11 protein-coding genes are annotated in these 15,568 nt (G+C 66.2%); 5 read left to right on the forward strand and 6 right to left on the reverse strand.

Going from position 1 to position 15,568, the window contains the following annotated elements; translation table 11 throughout:
* The 5 genes from ACGFIG_RS10345 to ACGFIG_RS10365 form a co-directional block, all read right to left on the reverse strand.
* Positions 1-427, reverse strand: a 427-nt coding sequence (locus ACGFIG_RS10345; RefSeq protein WP_393001212.1) for an acyl carrier protein, incomplete at its 3' end; no start/stop codon positions are given.
* 571 nt (positions 428-998) lie between these two features.
* Complete coding sequence (locus ACGFIG_RS10350) at positions 999-2,183, reverse strand: polyketide synthase (protein WP_393001214.1); 1,185 nt, start codon at positions 2,181-2,183, stop codon at positions 999-1,001.
* 60 nt (positions 2,184-2,243) lie between these two features.
* Positions 2,244-3,803, reverse strand: coding sequence for an amino acid adenylation domain-containing protein (locus ACGFIG_RS10355; protein ID WP_393001216.1), 1,560 nt, complete (start codon positions 3,801-3,803; stop codon positions 2,244-2,246).
* Between the two features lie 399 nt (positions 3,804-4,202).
* Complete coding sequence (locus tag ACGFIG_RS10360; protein WP_393001218.1) at positions 4,203-4,499, reverse strand: hypothetical protein; 297 nt, start codon at positions 4,497-4,499, stop codon at positions 4,203-4,205.
* Between the two features lie 813 nt (positions 4,500-5,312).
* Positions 5,313-5,576, reverse strand: coding sequence for a hypothetical protein (locus tag ACGFIG_RS10365; protein WP_393001220.1), 264 nt, complete (start codon positions 5,574-5,576; stop codon positions 5,313-5,315).
* 235 nt (positions 5,577-5,811) lie between these two features.
* Here ACGFIG_RS10365 and ACGFIG_RS10370 point away from each other — a divergent pair, with 235 nt between their 5' ends.
* Entirely contained in the window at positions 5,812-6,315 is a 504-nt protein-coding gene (locus ACGFIG_RS10370) for a very short patch repair endonuclease (protein WP_393001222.1), read from the forward strand.
* On the opposite strand, the gene dcm is transcribed toward ACGFIG_RS10370, so the two are convergent.
* Positions 6,286-8,142: a DNA (cytosine-5-)-methyltransferase gene (gene dcm, locus ACGFIG_RS10375; RefSeq protein ID WP_393001223.1), complete on the reverse strand. Its 1,857-nt coding sequence runs from the start codon at positions 8,140-8,142 to the stop codon at positions 6,286-6,288. The genes ACGFIG_RS10370 and dcm overlap by 30 nt on opposite strands.
* 339 nt (positions 8,143-8,481) lie before the next feature.
* Here dcm and ACGFIG_RS10380 point away from each other — a divergent pair, with 339 nt between their 5' ends.
* The 4 genes from ACGFIG_RS10380 to ACGFIG_RS10395 are packed head-to-tail and all read left to right on the forward strand — an operon-like array spanning position 8,482 to position 15,509.
* Entirely contained in the window at positions 8,482-9,936 is a 1,455-nt protein-coding gene (locus ACGFIG_RS10380) for an ATP-binding protein (protein WP_393001225.1), read from the forward strand.
* Complete coding sequence (locus ACGFIG_RS10385; protein ID WP_393001227.1) at positions 9,926-12,751, forward strand: Z1 domain-containing protein; 2,826 nt, start codon at positions 9,926-9,928, stop codon at positions 12,749-12,751. Before ACGFIG_RS10380 ends, ACGFIG_RS10385 begins: the two co-directional genes overlap by 11 nt.
* A complete protein-coding gene (locus tag ACGFIG_RS10390; protein WP_393001229.1) occupies positions 12,748-13,749 on the forward strand; it encodes a PD-(D/E)XK motif protein in 1,002 nt (333 codons plus the stop codon). Before ACGFIG_RS10385 ends, ACGFIG_RS10390 begins: the two co-directional genes overlap by 4 nt.
* Positions 13,746-15,509 (forward strand): AIPR family protein, encoded by a 1,764-nt coding sequence (locus tag ACGFIG_RS10395; RefSeq protein ID WP_393001231.1) that lies wholly within the window; start codon positions 13,746-13,748, stop codon positions 15,507-15,509. Before ACGFIG_RS10390 ends, ACGFIG_RS10395 begins: the two co-directional genes overlap by 4 nt.
* The last annotated feature ends 59 nt before the right edge of the window (positions 15,510-15,568 follow it).

Below are 15,568 nucleotides of genomic sequence, written 5' to 3' on the forward strand. Positions count from 1 at the left end.
CCACCAACACCAACGAATCCGCACCCAGATCCAACAACGGCACCGAACGATCAACCGACCCCGGATCCAACTCCAGCAACTGCTCGACAAGACCAGCCACCGCACCCTCGACGTCACCGGCCCCGCAAACAGGCGCCGCCGACAACCCACCACTCACCACAACCGGCTCCGGCGCCACCACGACACCATCACCCCGCGCCACCGACTCCGAAACCCAACGCCCGACAGCACGAACCGTCACCACGTCCTCAAGCAACTGCTGAACCGAAACATCAACCCCGAACCGCGACTTCACCTCACGCGACAACTCCACCAACACCAACGAATCCGCACCCAGATCCAACAACGGCACCGAACGATCAACCGACCCCGGATCCAACTCCAGCAACTGCTCGACAAGACCAGCTACGGCATCCTCAGTCCGCAATCGAACCCCTCCAGTCGCCTACACACGAAAGCGCTAGCCGCCGAAGGCACCTAATGGGCCGCCTCACGCAGAGATTGTTGAGTCACCCGGTGCACCCTCGCAGCGAAACGCGCTCACGGTAGCACCCGCCTCCACACCACGGAACACTTCGCCCGCTGATATCAGGGAACCCTCAGCAACCGTCACGTCCTGTGTGTATCGGGCGATGGACAAGACGTCCAGCTATGTCCGCACAAGGCGCTGAAGATGCGATAGCGGTTATCGCCCGGGTAACTCAGCCAAAAGCGCTGGTCACCGGGCGAATGACCGGCGGCGTACGTTGGCGCTCCCACCCCAATCGACCCCTGTTACCACCTGCACTTCTTGACCGCGACAAGCGTGATCTGATAGACGGCCACCGGCAGCCGCGAGATGCGGTGGCTTTTTCATCCACCCCACTTGCGCCACGCGCACCGTCGCTCGACAACCGCGCGCAGCCGGCCGCTCCGGCACTTTATCGCGATACACATCCGCAGGCCGCATGGTAAGTGCCAGGACGAGAAAGACGCCGCCCCGAATCCTGTGCCGGGACTCACCTTGGCCGGGAGACGATTGCGTGAGCATTGGTCCCGGAAAGGCCGAACGCGCTGACGCCCACGTTGTCGATCCTGTCCGGATGATCGAAGTCGCCGAGTGTCGGCCGAATGTTGTGCTCGGCCCAGGGAATCAGCTCACTGGGTTGGCCCGTGCCCGTCCTGCCGGGTAGATGCTGCCTCTCGAGAATCTCGATAGCGACCATCAGGGAGAGCAGCCCTGATGCCGACTCAAGATGACCGAATCGAGGCTTGTTGGATCCGATGAGCAGAGGAGATTTGCGGTCAGCGGTGCGATAGGCCGCCGCGAGTGCGGCAACCTCGATGGGATCGCCGAGCGGGGTGCCCGTTCCGTGCGCTTCGACATAGTCGATTGCGGTGGCGTCGAGTCCGCTCATCCGCAGTGCGCGCTCGACCACGTCGCGCTGCGCCTTGACATTGGGGACGGTGAGGCCTGCGGTGCGGCCGTCGTGGTTGACCGCGCAATGCACCCGCCCGAGCGAACGCGCCCCGAAACCCTCGGGCGCGAGAACCACCGCCACGACACCCTCACCGATGGTGAATCCGTCAGCTCTCGCGTCGAACGCCCGGCAACTGTCGGACTCCGAGAGCGCCCCGGTCACCGCCCGGATCATCTTCCCGAAGTCGCTCCGCACCAGGTGGCTCGCGATGACGAGCGCGAGATCGGCGTCGCCGCTCACCAGCGCCATGATCCCGTGCCGGAGGGCGACGAGCCCGGAGGAGCACGTCGTGTCGACCTGCCAGCTGGGGCCATGGAGGTCGAACGTGTAGGAGACGCGGCCCGCAGCCGCCCCACGGACATTGCCGATACCGAGATACGACCGGTTCTTGTCGGCGATCTGGTCCACGTCGAGCGTGTGCACGAAGTCCGATTCGCTCATCCCGACGAACACGCCGGTCTGGCTGCCCGCGAGGTCCTTCGGGTGGATACCGGCGTCCTCCAGGGCGCGCTCGGCGCAGTCCAGGACCAGCAGGTGCTGCGGATCGATGACCCGGGCCTGACGTGGAGCGATCCGGAACCGCATGGAGTCGGTCCGGAGTTCGTCGTCAGAGAAGGTCGTGGCCCGGTCACCGTGCTCTTCGTCTCCGAACAGTGCCGCGGCGAAATCCGTCCGGCTGCGCACGCCCCCGGGAAGAAACATCGACGCTCCGACGACGTCCACGTTCATGCTTGCCCTCTCTCCAGCACCCCGAACCGACCAGGAATCCGACGCGGAGGCGTTCTAGTTCTCGCCGCGCCTGATCGGGATCGCGGAACCGGCCCGGTCGCCCGTGAGCGCGAGTTTGGTCGCGTCCAGCTTTCCGCTCAGCGTCAGAGGAATGTGTTCGAGCACGGTGATGACGCGCGGTATCGCCGACACAGGCAGCTCTTGCCGAAGGCGGCTCCGCAGCGACTTCGTGTCGGGTGGGCTGGCCGGATCTGCCGGGACGACGAACGCGCTGAGACCCGTGCCGCTGTCGTGGACGACCACGGCGTTACGCACGTCCGGCCATCGCCGCAGCGCGGCCTCGACCTCGCCGAGTTCGATCCGCTGACCGTTGATCTTGACCTGGCGATCGTTCCGCCCGAGAAACTCGATGTCGCCACTGGCGAGCCGGCGAACCGTGTCGCCGGTTCGATACGCGACCACGGGTCGCGTGCCGTTTTCGGACGACCGGAGCCACGAGGGAAGCGGCACGAAGCGCGCACGGGTAGCTTCCCGTGCCCCCAGATAACCCAGGGCCACGCATTCTCCCCAGACCAGGAGTTCCCCTGTTTCACCCGGGCGCACCGCGCGGAGATTCTCGTCCACGATCTCGACCGACACCCCGTCGATCGGTCTTCCGAGCGGCACGTGAGCACTCGAACGATGCTCCGGTCGGCGTGAATCGACAGGGTAGGTCAGCACTCCGATCGTCGTTTCGGACGGGCCGTAGTGATTCAGAACCGCACAGGTGCGGTTCTGCGCCACCTGGTCGACGAGGTTCCAGCTCAGCGGCTCTCCACCGAAGATCATGAGCTTGCGGGGGAGAACATGGCGGGCACCGTGGTCAAGATGCGCCGACATGTGTGACGCCGTCGACTTGAGCACGTCGACCGAGTGCGTACGCATGTAGCTTCCGAATGCCAGGGGGTCCATCATGGTGGTCTTGGCCACGAGATGCACGGTGTCGCCCGAGACCAACGCGGGAAAGATCGCGGTGTGACCGAGGTCGGTCGCGAAACTGGTCACGCTGGCGCACGACAGCGGAGCGCCTGCCGGTCTGACCTGATCCAGCACCGAGGCCAGGAACCGCGAATAGTTGTCGAGGGCGCGGTGGGGAACGGCCACCGCCTTGGGCGCACCTGTCGTCCCTGAGGTGAAGACGATGTAGGCGACCTCATCGACGCCGGGTGAGGCCAACTCAGGGCCGTGGTCCGCGCCCTCGGCGGTCGAGATGTGCAACGTCGGTACGCCTTCGGCGTACGCCGCATCCGCTCCCTGCTCGGCGACGAGCCACGTCGCGAGGGAAGCGCGGGTCTGTGCGCGACGACGTTCAGGTGCCTCCTCGACGTCGAGGATCGCGAACGGCGACCCGAGCCACATCGCCGCGAGCGCCGTGACGATCTGAGGAGAGCCACGACGGAGCGCGATGGCGGTGATGTCACCATCGAGCACCCCACAACGCCGCATCTCTCCCGCTGCGGACGCCACGCGCCGGACGAGCGCGCTGTAGGTCAGCGTCGTATCCCCCGCCACCAGCGCGGCACGCTGGGGATACAGCTGAGCATTCCGCACCAGCGACCGCATGATCCAACTCATCGCCATGAACCTACCGGTGAATCGGGCGCTCCTGTCAAGGAAGACAGTGGTCGTCGGGCAAGTGCCGGAGGCGGCACCGACAGTTCCGGATTTCCCTGTTTGACCCCGATTAGCGGCAGCGGCAGTACAGCCGTTCGACGAACTGAACCATGCCACCAGATCGGCCTTCGGGCAGGACGTCGAATCAGCAACGAACGGCGGCATCAGGAACGAGGCCGCTGCTCGGCGGGCAGCTCGGCTTCGGTAAATCTGAAGTCCGCACTACAGATGGTGAAGCGATCCGGGCCGCAATTGCGCGCCAATCGGGGCAGGGCGAGTGCGCCCGTCAGGGGCGGGGCGAGTGTGCGCCGTCGGGGGTGGGACGAGTGTGCGCCGTCAGGGGTGGGACGAGGGCGCCTGTCAGGGGCGGGGCGAGTGGCGGGCCCAGTTCTTCTGCCCGCCCCGGCGGCGGCCCTGCGTGGCGGCCAGGCAGCGCGGGCAGATCCGGCCGACCGGATCCGCCTCGGTGAGGACGTCCGTCGAGGCGTACTCGAACCGCACGTGGGGGAAGCGGCGCAGCCGGGTCCGGCTGAGCGGGAGCCCGCAGACGGTCTGGTTCTGCCCGGGCAGCCAGGCGTGCACCTCTCCAGCCGGCTCCCGCACGCCGTCCGGGCCCGTCTCCTCGCTGGAGGCCGCCACGGCCGGGCTGCTGCTCATCCTCATCCACCCACGGTTCCCCACACCGCCCCACGCATGCCCACTGCTCCGAAGGCGCAGCAGCGCCCCTGCTGCCTCCCCTGCCTCCCCTGCCTTCCGCTCTCCGCTCTGTCGATCAAGGAGTTTTGGTGGGCGGAATCGTCCCGTTCACCACTTCTACCGGGCACCACAACCGCATGATCCACGCATGCACGCCCACGTGCACGTCATCCCGGCGGGACCGTTCGCCCTCGCGCGCTCCCGCGCCGGCGGGTGGGTCGGACCTTCTTCCGTACGCCCGGAGGTGCCCGCCCCTGACGCGCAGGCGCCCTCGGCGGCGCTGCTGGCCGATCCGGACCTGGCGGTATCGAGGGCGGCAGGAAAGCCGAAAGTCGCAAGCGGCCGACTTCCGGTAACCTGAGCGCGCGGGCCGCTAGCTCAATGGCAGAGCTGTGGACTTTTAATCCATAGGTGCGGCCGCATTCCATCGGCGCCTATCGAGACCATAGGTGGATTTACCTGCGGCGTTTCGCCCGCTGTCGTGAGGCCGAGGTTCAATGTGGACCCGAGTCGCTCGTGGGGTGCTCGTCTGTTCAGAATGCGGTCGGTGACGAGCGCCTGCCGAGGCGGACCGGGCGGGAGACAGCCGGGGATGCGGGTTCTGGTGATCCAGGCTGTCCCGCTACAGAATGCTGGGCAGAGAGTGGCGGTGAGCAGCGACCGGATCTGGGCAGCCCGGCGGCGGGAGGACCCGGTCAGTGCGGTGATTGAGGACGACGCCGTCCGGCGCGCGGCGACCTCAGCGAGGTTGCCGATCGGGGCGCGGCTGTTCGGCTAGGCGGTGGCCTCGGCGGCGGGTGGCGGCAGGTCCACGTCTCGGTCGACGGCATTCCGCAGGCCCGATTCGCACGAATAGTCGGAAGGCAGGAACGCCTTTCTGATCATCAGAGGCCTATGAAAACCACAGAGGGTAGCCCCAGCAAACCCGAACGTTACGTAGCGGATGTCCGTGGCGTGCGTTGCGAACATGCCGTGAGATGATTGGCCGTGATTCCGCGCTACGACGTGAACCCTGTCATCGATGTCGATCTCCGTCATCCGAGAGTTCCTTCCGCCTACGGGGCGATACACGGATTTCCCGCCGTGCGGAATTACGAACCGCTCGTCGGCGTGACCTGGATGAGGCGCAAAACTGCCTCGATGCCGAGGTGCGTTGGTTGGAACGGGCGTCGCAGGCACGAGACGCGGAGGTGCTCGCCGCACCGGAGCAAAGGGGACGCGTTCTCCTGGCGGGACGATGAGCTCAACTAGGTCAATTTGCCGGGTTCCCGAGATGGGTGTCGAGGAGGGCGGCCGCCGGGGTGGTATCCCCGTGCGCGCCGACAGCGCTGGCTCGGTATGGGTGTCGACCGAGCGAGGGTCCCACCTGAGAGGCCGTCGTGTCCGGGACACGAAGCCCGAGGTCATGCTGCGGTCGGCGCTACATGCACTGGGACTCCGGTTCCGACTCAATAGGATCCTGGCAGGGCGATACAGACCCGACCTGACTTTTCCGGGACCCCGAGTCGCGGTGTTCGTTGACGGGTGCTTCTGGCACGGCTGTCCGCGGCATGGGGCAAGCCGATTTCGCGGTCCCAACGCGGCGCTGTGGGAGGCGAAGATCGCCGCCAACAAGGATCGTGACGTGCGCGCTAACGCTGCTCTTGCCGAAACCGGCTGGCGGGTGGTCCGGGTATGGGAGTGTGAGGTGAAGGCTGACGTGCAGCAGGCTGCCTGTCGGGTCGACGCCTTGGTACGCCGTGCAGGATCAGCGCCTGATGGCGCTCCTGCAGACTGATCGGAGCGGGCAGATCTGGCAACGGTCGGCCTGAGGGGCTTTGGGGCCACACAGTGTGGCACCGAGGAGACGGATCGCCGCGGCACGTCTTGGTGCCTTGTCACCTGCACCGACGATTCGCGCGAGGTCGAGGCGGCCGGCGGTCATCCGGTTCGTGCGGTCGGATGTGCTGTCCATAACGCGGGCAGCGACACGCAGGGAGCCCTGCCCGACGGGTAGGAGGTCGGGCTGTCCTGACAGTAGGAGAAACAGGCGGAGCTCGGCTGGCTTGAGAGCGACGGCCTCGACCAATCTGCTCTGGTCCGTCTCGTCTGGATGGCCGTTCTTGACGGCCATGCGGAGGCGCGGGATTGCGGACCGAGCAGTTTGCGGCGGCAGACGATGCTCGATGCGCTCAAGCATGGCCGGTGACAGCGTGGTCGCGCGTCGGATTGGCTCCATCGCGTGTCCGAGGCCGGGAGCTCCTGCCAGCACCGCTGCGACGAGCGCGACGATGGGCGTCACGTCAGCGGAAGGAATGAGGTACCAGTTGTCGGTGCGTTCCTGCCGAGTCGCCCACTGGGCCAGCGTCTTGTGCAGGATGCCCCAGTTGATCGGTGTGCTGTTCCCGGTGGTATCGGTGTTGGGCAGCAGGGCCTGCGCGGCCGCCTTACCGAGCATGGGTGGTACTGCATTGCCGATCTGGCGAAACGCATCGCTGCGGGTGCCCGCAAAACGGAACTGGTCCGGGAAGGTCTGGATTCGCGCGGCTTCACGTACGGTGATCGTTCGGTGTTCCTCAGGGTGGATGTACCAGTACCCGTCCTTGGCGATGTGGGCGGTGATCGACCGGCTCGACTCCTCCCACCCCAGCCTCTTGTACTTGTCGTCGAAGGTCTCCGCCTTGTAACGCCGCTTGTCCTCCGGAATCTCGGAGTAAAGCGTCTTGTGATCCATCATCTGGAACACTTCGAAGTCGTCTTGTCGGACCGGTCGGGTCATATGGTCGTGGATGAGGCCCTCTTGAGCATCTTGCCGCATGCTCTGGGCAAAGGGTGTGAGCTCCTTCGTCGGCCGGTACGGCATCACTCGTCCGCCGGTGTTGAAGGATCCCAGTCGTGGCAGGTCCCAGATCGCGTCCTCGACGGTCGGCCGGTGCTTGAGCGGCTCCGGCCACGTGAATTCCCCGTCTCTGCGAGCGAGAAGAATCAGTCGCTGCCGGTGCTGCGGTACGCCGTACTGCCACGCGTCGACGAGGCGCACCTGGGTCCGGTACTTCATTTGCTCGAGGCGGTGCACGATCTGTCGTACAACGTAGAGGTCATCGCCTAGCGCCATGTCGGGCACGTTCTCCATCAGCACCGTGCGTGGCTTGACGCGTTCGACGATGTTGACGAATGCCCGCCATAACTCACGTCGGTGGTCCTCGGGGTCGCGGGCGCCGGCGTCCACGAGGCTGCGGATCTTACTTCGGCCTGCTCGGCTGAAAGGTTGGCAGGGCGGCCCGCCAGCGATCAGGTCAACCTTGACCTGCTTCAACAGGTTGACCAGTCTGTCGCGGTCACGCCTGCGCCCGAGATCGAGGTCGAGGGCGAGTCCGGAAAAGTTGGCCTTGTGGGTTCGCAGAGCGCAGGGGTCGTGGTCGACGGCGGCGGCGACATCCCAGCCTGCCTCACTGATTCCGTGGCTCAGTCCGCCTGCACCGGAGAACAGGTCTACCGCGAGGAGTCGACCCTGCGCGACCCGGGCGTTGCACCAGTCGACGAAGGTCGCCTCGGTGCAGGAGTCAGCGCGCTCTGGAAGCTTGAGGTCATCGCTACGCTCCAGCTTGACCGCGTAGGTGACCACGCCAGCTCCTCCCGTGTTCTGCCACCAGCGGCTGACCTGACGACTCGCGGGTCCCATGGAGTCGCACCTGATACACCTGTACGACCTGCGGTGCGTCAGTGAAACCTACCCCGAATGATCGCTTATGGAAAGTCCCGGTACACGCGGGGGCGGTCGTGTCGTGGGCGGGACCACAACAGATCACAACGGGGGTGCCAACTCCTGAGAGTGGCGCGTTGTGGTCGCCGCGCGTCGTCGATCGTTACGCGCCCTGCGGGATCACTTTCGTCGTTGGCCCGTCGTAGGCTGACTGGATCGACAGGGAGGGGCACAGCGCCGATGGCTGGGTCTGGGGAGGGTTTGGTCGCTCCACCCTTTGCCTCGGCGCTCGTCGAGTCGCTGCGCGGGATGGGATACGGCCTGCCGACCGCCGTGGCCGACCTCGTCGACAACAGCGTCAGCGCCCGAGCCCGTCACGTCCGGGTGGAATTCAGCAGCGACCCCGGATCCGGCTGGGTCGCCGTCGTGGACGACGGCCGAGGGATGCCCGAGTCCGTGCTGCACGATGCCATGAGACTCGGCACGGCCGGCCCACTGGCCGCTAGGGCGACAGGCGACCTGGGCCGCTTCGGGTTGGGCCTGAAGACGGCCTCCTTCTCCCAGGCGCGCCGGTTGACGGTGGTGAGCCGGGCAGGGACCGACCTGGCCTGCCGCACCTGGGATCTGGACCTCGTGGGTCGTCTCGACGAGTGGCGGTTGTTGGACCAGCTCGATGGCCAAGCGGTCCGGCTGGCCGAAGACCTAGGGCTCACCGGGTCCGGCACCCTGGTGTTGTGGCGCGACCTCGACCGCGTTGGCGAGGGTCCCGCCCTCGTAGAGGCGATGGGTGCCGTCGCTGATCATCTAGGTGCTGTCTTTGGGCGTTACCTCGCGGCTGGGCGGCTTCGACTCACCGTGGCGGGGCACGAGGTGCCTCCATGGGATCCGTTCCTCCTACACCATGCCGCCGCGCAGGATCTCGGCTCGGAGGTCCTGACTCTGGGCGGCCATGCAACGACGGTGACGCCCTACGTCCTTCCACACCCGGCACGACTGACGGAGAGCGAGTACCGCCGAGCGGCGGGACTGCGGGGCTGGCACTCGCAACAGGGTTTCTACGTCTACCGCGGCAACCGTCTGCTGACCCAAGGCGGGTGGCTCGGCCTTCGTGGTCTGACCAAGCATCCCCAGACCAGACTGGCCCGGTTGGCGGTCGACGTCGATTCCGATGCCGACCACCTCTGGCAGGTTGATGTGCGTAAGGCGAGCGTTCGGTCACCATCGCCGCTGCGTGCACGGCTCACGGAGCTCGCCACCTACGCCCGTGACCGGTCTGAGCTGGTCTTCCGACACCGAGGAGCACCGGTGTCCGCCCCTGGCCGGAAGCTGCGGGCGCTGTCGTTCGTGTGGCAGCAGCACAGCCACCACGGCAAGTTGGGCTACCGAATCAACAGGGAACACCCGGTCGTTGCTGCCGCGCTCCAGTCGTCCTCCGGTCGTACGGTTGAGGCAGTGCTGCGCCTGGTGGAGCAGACGGTACCCGTCGGATTGATCGCCGCCGAGGCGACAAGCAGCCCGGACAGGACGCCACAGGCGTCGCTCGACGGGGTGGACCCGAAGGAGGTGAGAGCCCTGCTGTCCTCGATGGTGGCGGGACTGCCCACCGACCCCACGATCCGAGCCTCGGCAATCAGGGCGTTGTCCGGCTCGGAGCCGTTCAACCGGTTCCCGGAGGTGCTGGACGAGGTCCTTGAAGGAGAACGCGGTGCAGATTGACGCCAACGAGCTGGCGCTCAACATGGCCGAGAAGATCGTCCTCGATCTACCCCGTGCCGAGCGTACGGCGGAGAAGCTCCGGGAGGCAGCCAACGTCGCCGCCTCCGCGGTGCAGACCTTGGGCCAAGTCGACCTTCAAGCGCTGGTGCGCGAGCTGGAGTCCCGGTTCGTCGTCTGGGTGCCACGTGAGATCACCGTCAGCGACCCCAGCCAGCACGAACCCTGGTACGCGCTGCACCGCGAAAAAATCACCTTCGACTACTGGCGACGGTATGAGGCGTGGCTGGGGCGCAGGTGGAGGCGTCCGCAGGCGGTGGAGGCGCTCGACGAGTCCACCGACGGCATCCTCGACCTGTTGGAGAACCCGGCCCGGCCGGGTCCCTGGGACGTGCGCGGGATGGTCTACGGACAGGTTCAGTCGGGCAAGACCGCCAGTTACACCGGGATCACCTGCAAGGCGGTGGATGCCGGCTACCAGGTTGTCATCGTGCTGACGGGCGTCCACGAGAGTCTGCGCAGTCAGACCCAGGCCCGCCTGGATAGGGAGTTCCTGGGCTTCAACAGCACGGTCCGGCGACAGTCTGACGACGGACCCGGACTGGGACAGATCGGGGTGGGCGCCCTAGGCATGAAGCTGCCCCCAACGTGTATCTCACTGACCAGCACCGAACAGGACTTCACCACCCGCGTCTACGAGAGCAGCGCCATCGACCTGCGGCGCGTGCGCCTGCTCGTCGTGGCGAAGAAGAACAGGGGCGTTCTGGAGAACCTGATCGGCTGGTTGTCGAACTTCTGTGACGGTGAGCGCGACGGCAAGAAGGTCATCACCGACGCACCGCTGCTGCTCATCGACGATGAAGCCGACAACGCCTCCGTGGATACGAAGAAGGCCGGCAAGCCCGGACTCAACGACCCCTCCCACAAGCCGACCACCATCAACAAGACGATCCGCGACCTTTTGGAGTTGTTCGACAAGCGGGTTTACGTCGGCTACACCGCCACCCCCTTCGCCAACATCTTCATCCCCCACGACACCGACCACCCCGAGCATGGCAAGGATCTCTTCCCCCACAGCTTCGTAGTCGCACTCCGGCCCCCGTCGAACTACTGTGGTCCGGAAACCGTGTTCGGCCTCGAAGACCCCGGGGCAGGCGAGGTTCACCAACCCCTCCCCGTCGTCAGGATCGTCAAGGACCACCAACATTGGATGCCGGATACGCCGACGGTGCACCACGCCGGATATCGGCCGCCCGATCTGATGCCGGCCACGCTCGTGCAGGCCATCGACGCGTTCCTGCTGGCGACGGCCACCCGCAAAGTGCGTGCGGCTCGTCCGGGCGGCCGCGACGACCACAACACCATGCTCGTCCACGTAACCCGCTACACCGACACCCAGGGAGCGGTGGTCGCGCAGATCCGTCACCACCTGACAGCAATGCGCGATGGCTGGGGCGACCGCGGAGAGGCAGGCCGCCTGCTGCGTCAGCGACTTGAACGGCTGTGGCAGAAGGACTTCGAGCCGACCTACGCCGATCTCGCCGCCCGGCCGGATGTCGCCGAGTCCGTCGGGGAGCCCGTGACCTTCGAGGAAGTCCTCGGCAAAGTTCCTGCCGTTTTGACCGCAGCCGTCGACGGCGTAAAAGCGATCAACGGCACCGCGACGGACATCCTCGACTACAGGTCGTCTACTCCGGCGACTGTCGTCGCCGTCGGCGGGGACAAGCTGTCACGGGGGCTCACACTCGAGGGACTGACCGTCTCGTACTACCTGCGTGCCTCCCGCACGTACGACACGCTCCTGCAGATGGGGCGGTGGTTCGGCTACCGCCCCGGCTACCTCGATGTCACCCGCCTGTACACGACGCAGGAACTCGTCGACTACTACGTACACATCACCCGGGCAAACCGCGACCTGATGGACGTTGTCTCCTCGGTCCGGGACCAAGGACGCACCCCCAAGGACGTGGGGCTACGGGTGTTGGAGGGTTACGGACGTCTCCAGGTGACCGCAGCTGCGAAGATGCGCTCGTCGAAGCCCATCTCCTTCAGCTTCTCCGGCGTGCGCGCCGAAACCCTGAGCATGCGCACCGACAACACCGCCATGGAAACCAACATGGCCCAAGCCCGCGAGCTGGTCGCCGCCATCCGGTTCTGTCCCGAGATACCCCGGGAGGGGTACAAGCGTGGCGAACGGGGCCTGTTCCACCACCACGTGCCCACCGAGGTCGTGACGCGGTTCCTCAAGGGCTTCGCCCCCTCCGCCCGCAACGAACAGGCCGCGCCGGAGAATCTGGTCAAGTACATCGAGGCCCAGGTACGCAAGGGTGAGCTGGTGCGTTGGACGGTTGCCGTCAGCGGTGGCTCCCTCAAGAACACCGCCGACTTCGGCGATGTCAGGCTGCCGCGCGTGCTGCGCAAGCCGATCGGTGAGTTCGGCATCGGCGACCTCTACCAGGTCGGTGTGCTGGTCAGTCCTGCCGACGAGGCCATCGGCCTCACCGACGCCCAGTACGAAGATGCCATGCGAGCCACCGAGGCGGAGTTCCGTGTCCGCGCCGACGCCCGTGTCCCCAAGCGTCCCAGCGGTCGGTCTCTGCGCCGTCGCCGCGACCCCGCCGAGGGGCTGCTGCTCGTCTACCCGGTGCACCCGGGCGCACAGACGACCCTCAAGGTGCCGGTCATCGGATTCGCCGCCGCCTTCCCCGCCTCCGACAACGCCGAGCACCTCAGGTACCGGGCAAACCAGATCTTCGTACAGAAGCTCGCCAGCAGCCTCAGGGCCGACGAGGACGACACGGACGAGGACGACGCGTGACCCGCAACCCCTCGCCAGACGAGATCGCCGACCTATACCGGGACATGGAGAGCGGTCCGTCAACCATGGCCGTCACCGCCCGACGCCGCCTGTGTCCCGATCTGACGCCGCTGGATATCAACCTGGAGGTTCGCTTCCCCGAGCGGTTGCGAGCCATCACTGTCCGGACCGCGGCAGGGCGCCACGATGGAGAGTTGCTGGTGGCCGCCGGTGTGCGGTGCCACAGCCGACGCGACACCATCGAGGTGACGGCGGAGCCGAACGTCGACGGACACATGTTCTGCACTCTGGTCGCCGACCTCGTCTACCACCTGATCGCGAACCCCACCCGGCCGACCGCAGCGCTCGTGGCGCGGATCCGTGCCTGGCAACGGATGCTCGCTGCCGGTCTGGCTACTGGGATGTCACCGGAGGCTCGTCTCGGGCTCGTCGGGGAACTCCTCGTCCTCCATGACCTCGTGGCCCCCGCCTGCCCCGACATCGCCGTTCAGGCGTGGATTGGCCCCACCCGGGCACCGCGTGATTTCTCGGTCGACGACACGGCGGTCGAGGTCAAGACGGTCAGCCACAGAGAACCCGACCGATGCCAGATCAGTAACGAGCGTCAACTCGACACCGACGATCTCGGCAGTCTCTACCTGGCCCACCAGAGCATCAGGGTCTCCGCCCAGCACGGAGCCTCTCTCCCCGAGCTCGTAGACGCCGCGCGGGCGGACCCCGCCCTGAGCGGCCAACAGGTACTGCTCGAGGAGCGACTCCTGCACGCGGGCTGGCTCGACATACACCGACGGCAGTACGAGCAGGAGCGGTACAGCCTCGCCATCCGACGCTGCTACCTGGTCACCGACGGATTCCCACGCATCACCCCCACCAGCCTGCCGATCGGAATCACCGGGGTTTCCTACGGCCTCGATCTCGCGGCCTGTCAGCCCCATTTCGTTGGGGAACACCTCGTCCGCCACGCCCTCACCGATGCATGGAAACGGATTCAGCCATGAGTGACGACCTGGCCAGCTTCGTCGAGCTACTCGACGCCGAGGTCAGTCAACGTCTCACCGGCGAGACCGGCGGCACCACGGGCGACGCCTTCGTCCGGGTGGTGGCAGAACGACTCATCGACGACGGCGCCCTCGAAGACCTCGACGTCTGTTACTCGCGCAAGCCTTGGCGGACCAGCCGACTGGAGGTTTCCGGCTACGACATTAGCCACGAGGGCACTTGTCTCGACATCGTCACGCGTCACTACGGTGCTGCCGGCGCCAACGTCCCCCGACGTACCGTCGACCAACTGCTCAGGCACGCCGCAAACTTCGCCGCCGCCTGCCGAGACGGACTCCACCGCAGCCTGGAGGAGTCCAGCCCGGAATTCGACATGGCCCAGCGCATCCATGAGCGCTGGGCCGACCTGCACCAGATCAGGATCTTCCTCCTGACGGACGGCCGAACCACCATCGAACGCCTCGACGACGTAGAGGTCGCCGGCCTACCCGCCAGTCGCAGCCTCTGGGACATCACCCGTCTGCACCGGCTGGCCACCTCGGGCCGACGGCAGGAGGAAATCGTCATCGACCTCGAGGCGATGGGCCAGACTCTTCCCGTGCTGCAGGCCCCCGAGCAGGCGGACGGCTACGCCTGTCTGTTGGCGGTACTTCCCGGTCAGCTGCTCGCTGACCTCTACAAGGAGCACCACGGCAGGCTCCTGCAGCGCAACGTACGGGCGTACCTGCAGGCCCGTGGCAGCGTCAATCGGGAGATCCACGCCACCATCCGGAAAGCACCCGGCCGGTTCCTGGCCTACAACAACGGCATCTCCGCCACGGCAACACACGTCGACCTGACCCGACGCCGCGACGGCACCCTCGAACTTACCCGGATCCGGGACCTCCAGATCGTTAACGGCGGTCAGACGACCGCCTCACTGCAACACGCCGCGCTGCGGGGGGACGACCTCAGCGACGTTCACGTCATGGCCAAGATCACGGTGGTGCCCTCGACGATGCTCGACGAACTCGTGCCGATGATCTCTCGGTACGCGAACTCGCAGAACGCGATCCGTCCCGCCGACTTCGAGGCAAACGGTCGCTTCCACGTCGGCCTTGAGCGGCTTTCGCGCAGCATCTGGGCACCCGCGCCTGCCGGATCGATGCGGCAGAGCCGCTGGTACTACGAACGCGCGCGCGGCCAGTACCAGGTCGACCGGTCACGGTCGCAGACCAAGGCGCAACGCACGCAGTTCGACCTGCAAAACCCGGCCAGGCAGCGATTCGGAAAGACCGACGCAGCGAAGTACGAGATGACTCACCTCGGCAAGCCCCACGTGGTCAGCCTAGGCGCCGAGAAGTGCTTCCAGGCGTGGACCATTGACTGCGAGCTGCACGACCGGGCCGTGCCGGACGCCCGGTACTTCCAGCACTTAGTCGCCAAGGGAGTCCTCTTCACCGGGGTGCGGGCACAGATCCTCGCGATGAAGCTCGGGGGCTACCCCGGGCAGACCGCCGCATACGTATTGGCACTGATCCTCGACCGGCTCGACCTTCGCCTCGACCTCGACGCTGTCTGGCGTTCACAGGCCGTCCCCCCGCCCGTCACGGCAGCTGTCCCTGAGGTCACCCGGCTCGTCCGGTCGGTAATCATCGATCCGCCGGGCTCGGCCAACGTCACCGAGTGGTGCAAGAAGGAGGATTGCTGGAAGACCGTACAGGCGCTCCCTTGGGAACCTACTCCGGCCCTGCGTGCACTTATCTCGACGGAACTGTGATGGACAACAGAGAAAAAACGCCGCCGAGAGTGCCCAGTACTCGGCGAACCATTCCGACA

Source organism: Micromonospora sp. NPDC049048 (assembly GCF_043197615.1).
Classification (GTDB): domain Bacteria; phylum Actinomycetota; class Actinomycetes; order Mycobacteriales; family Micromonosporaceae; genus Micromonospora.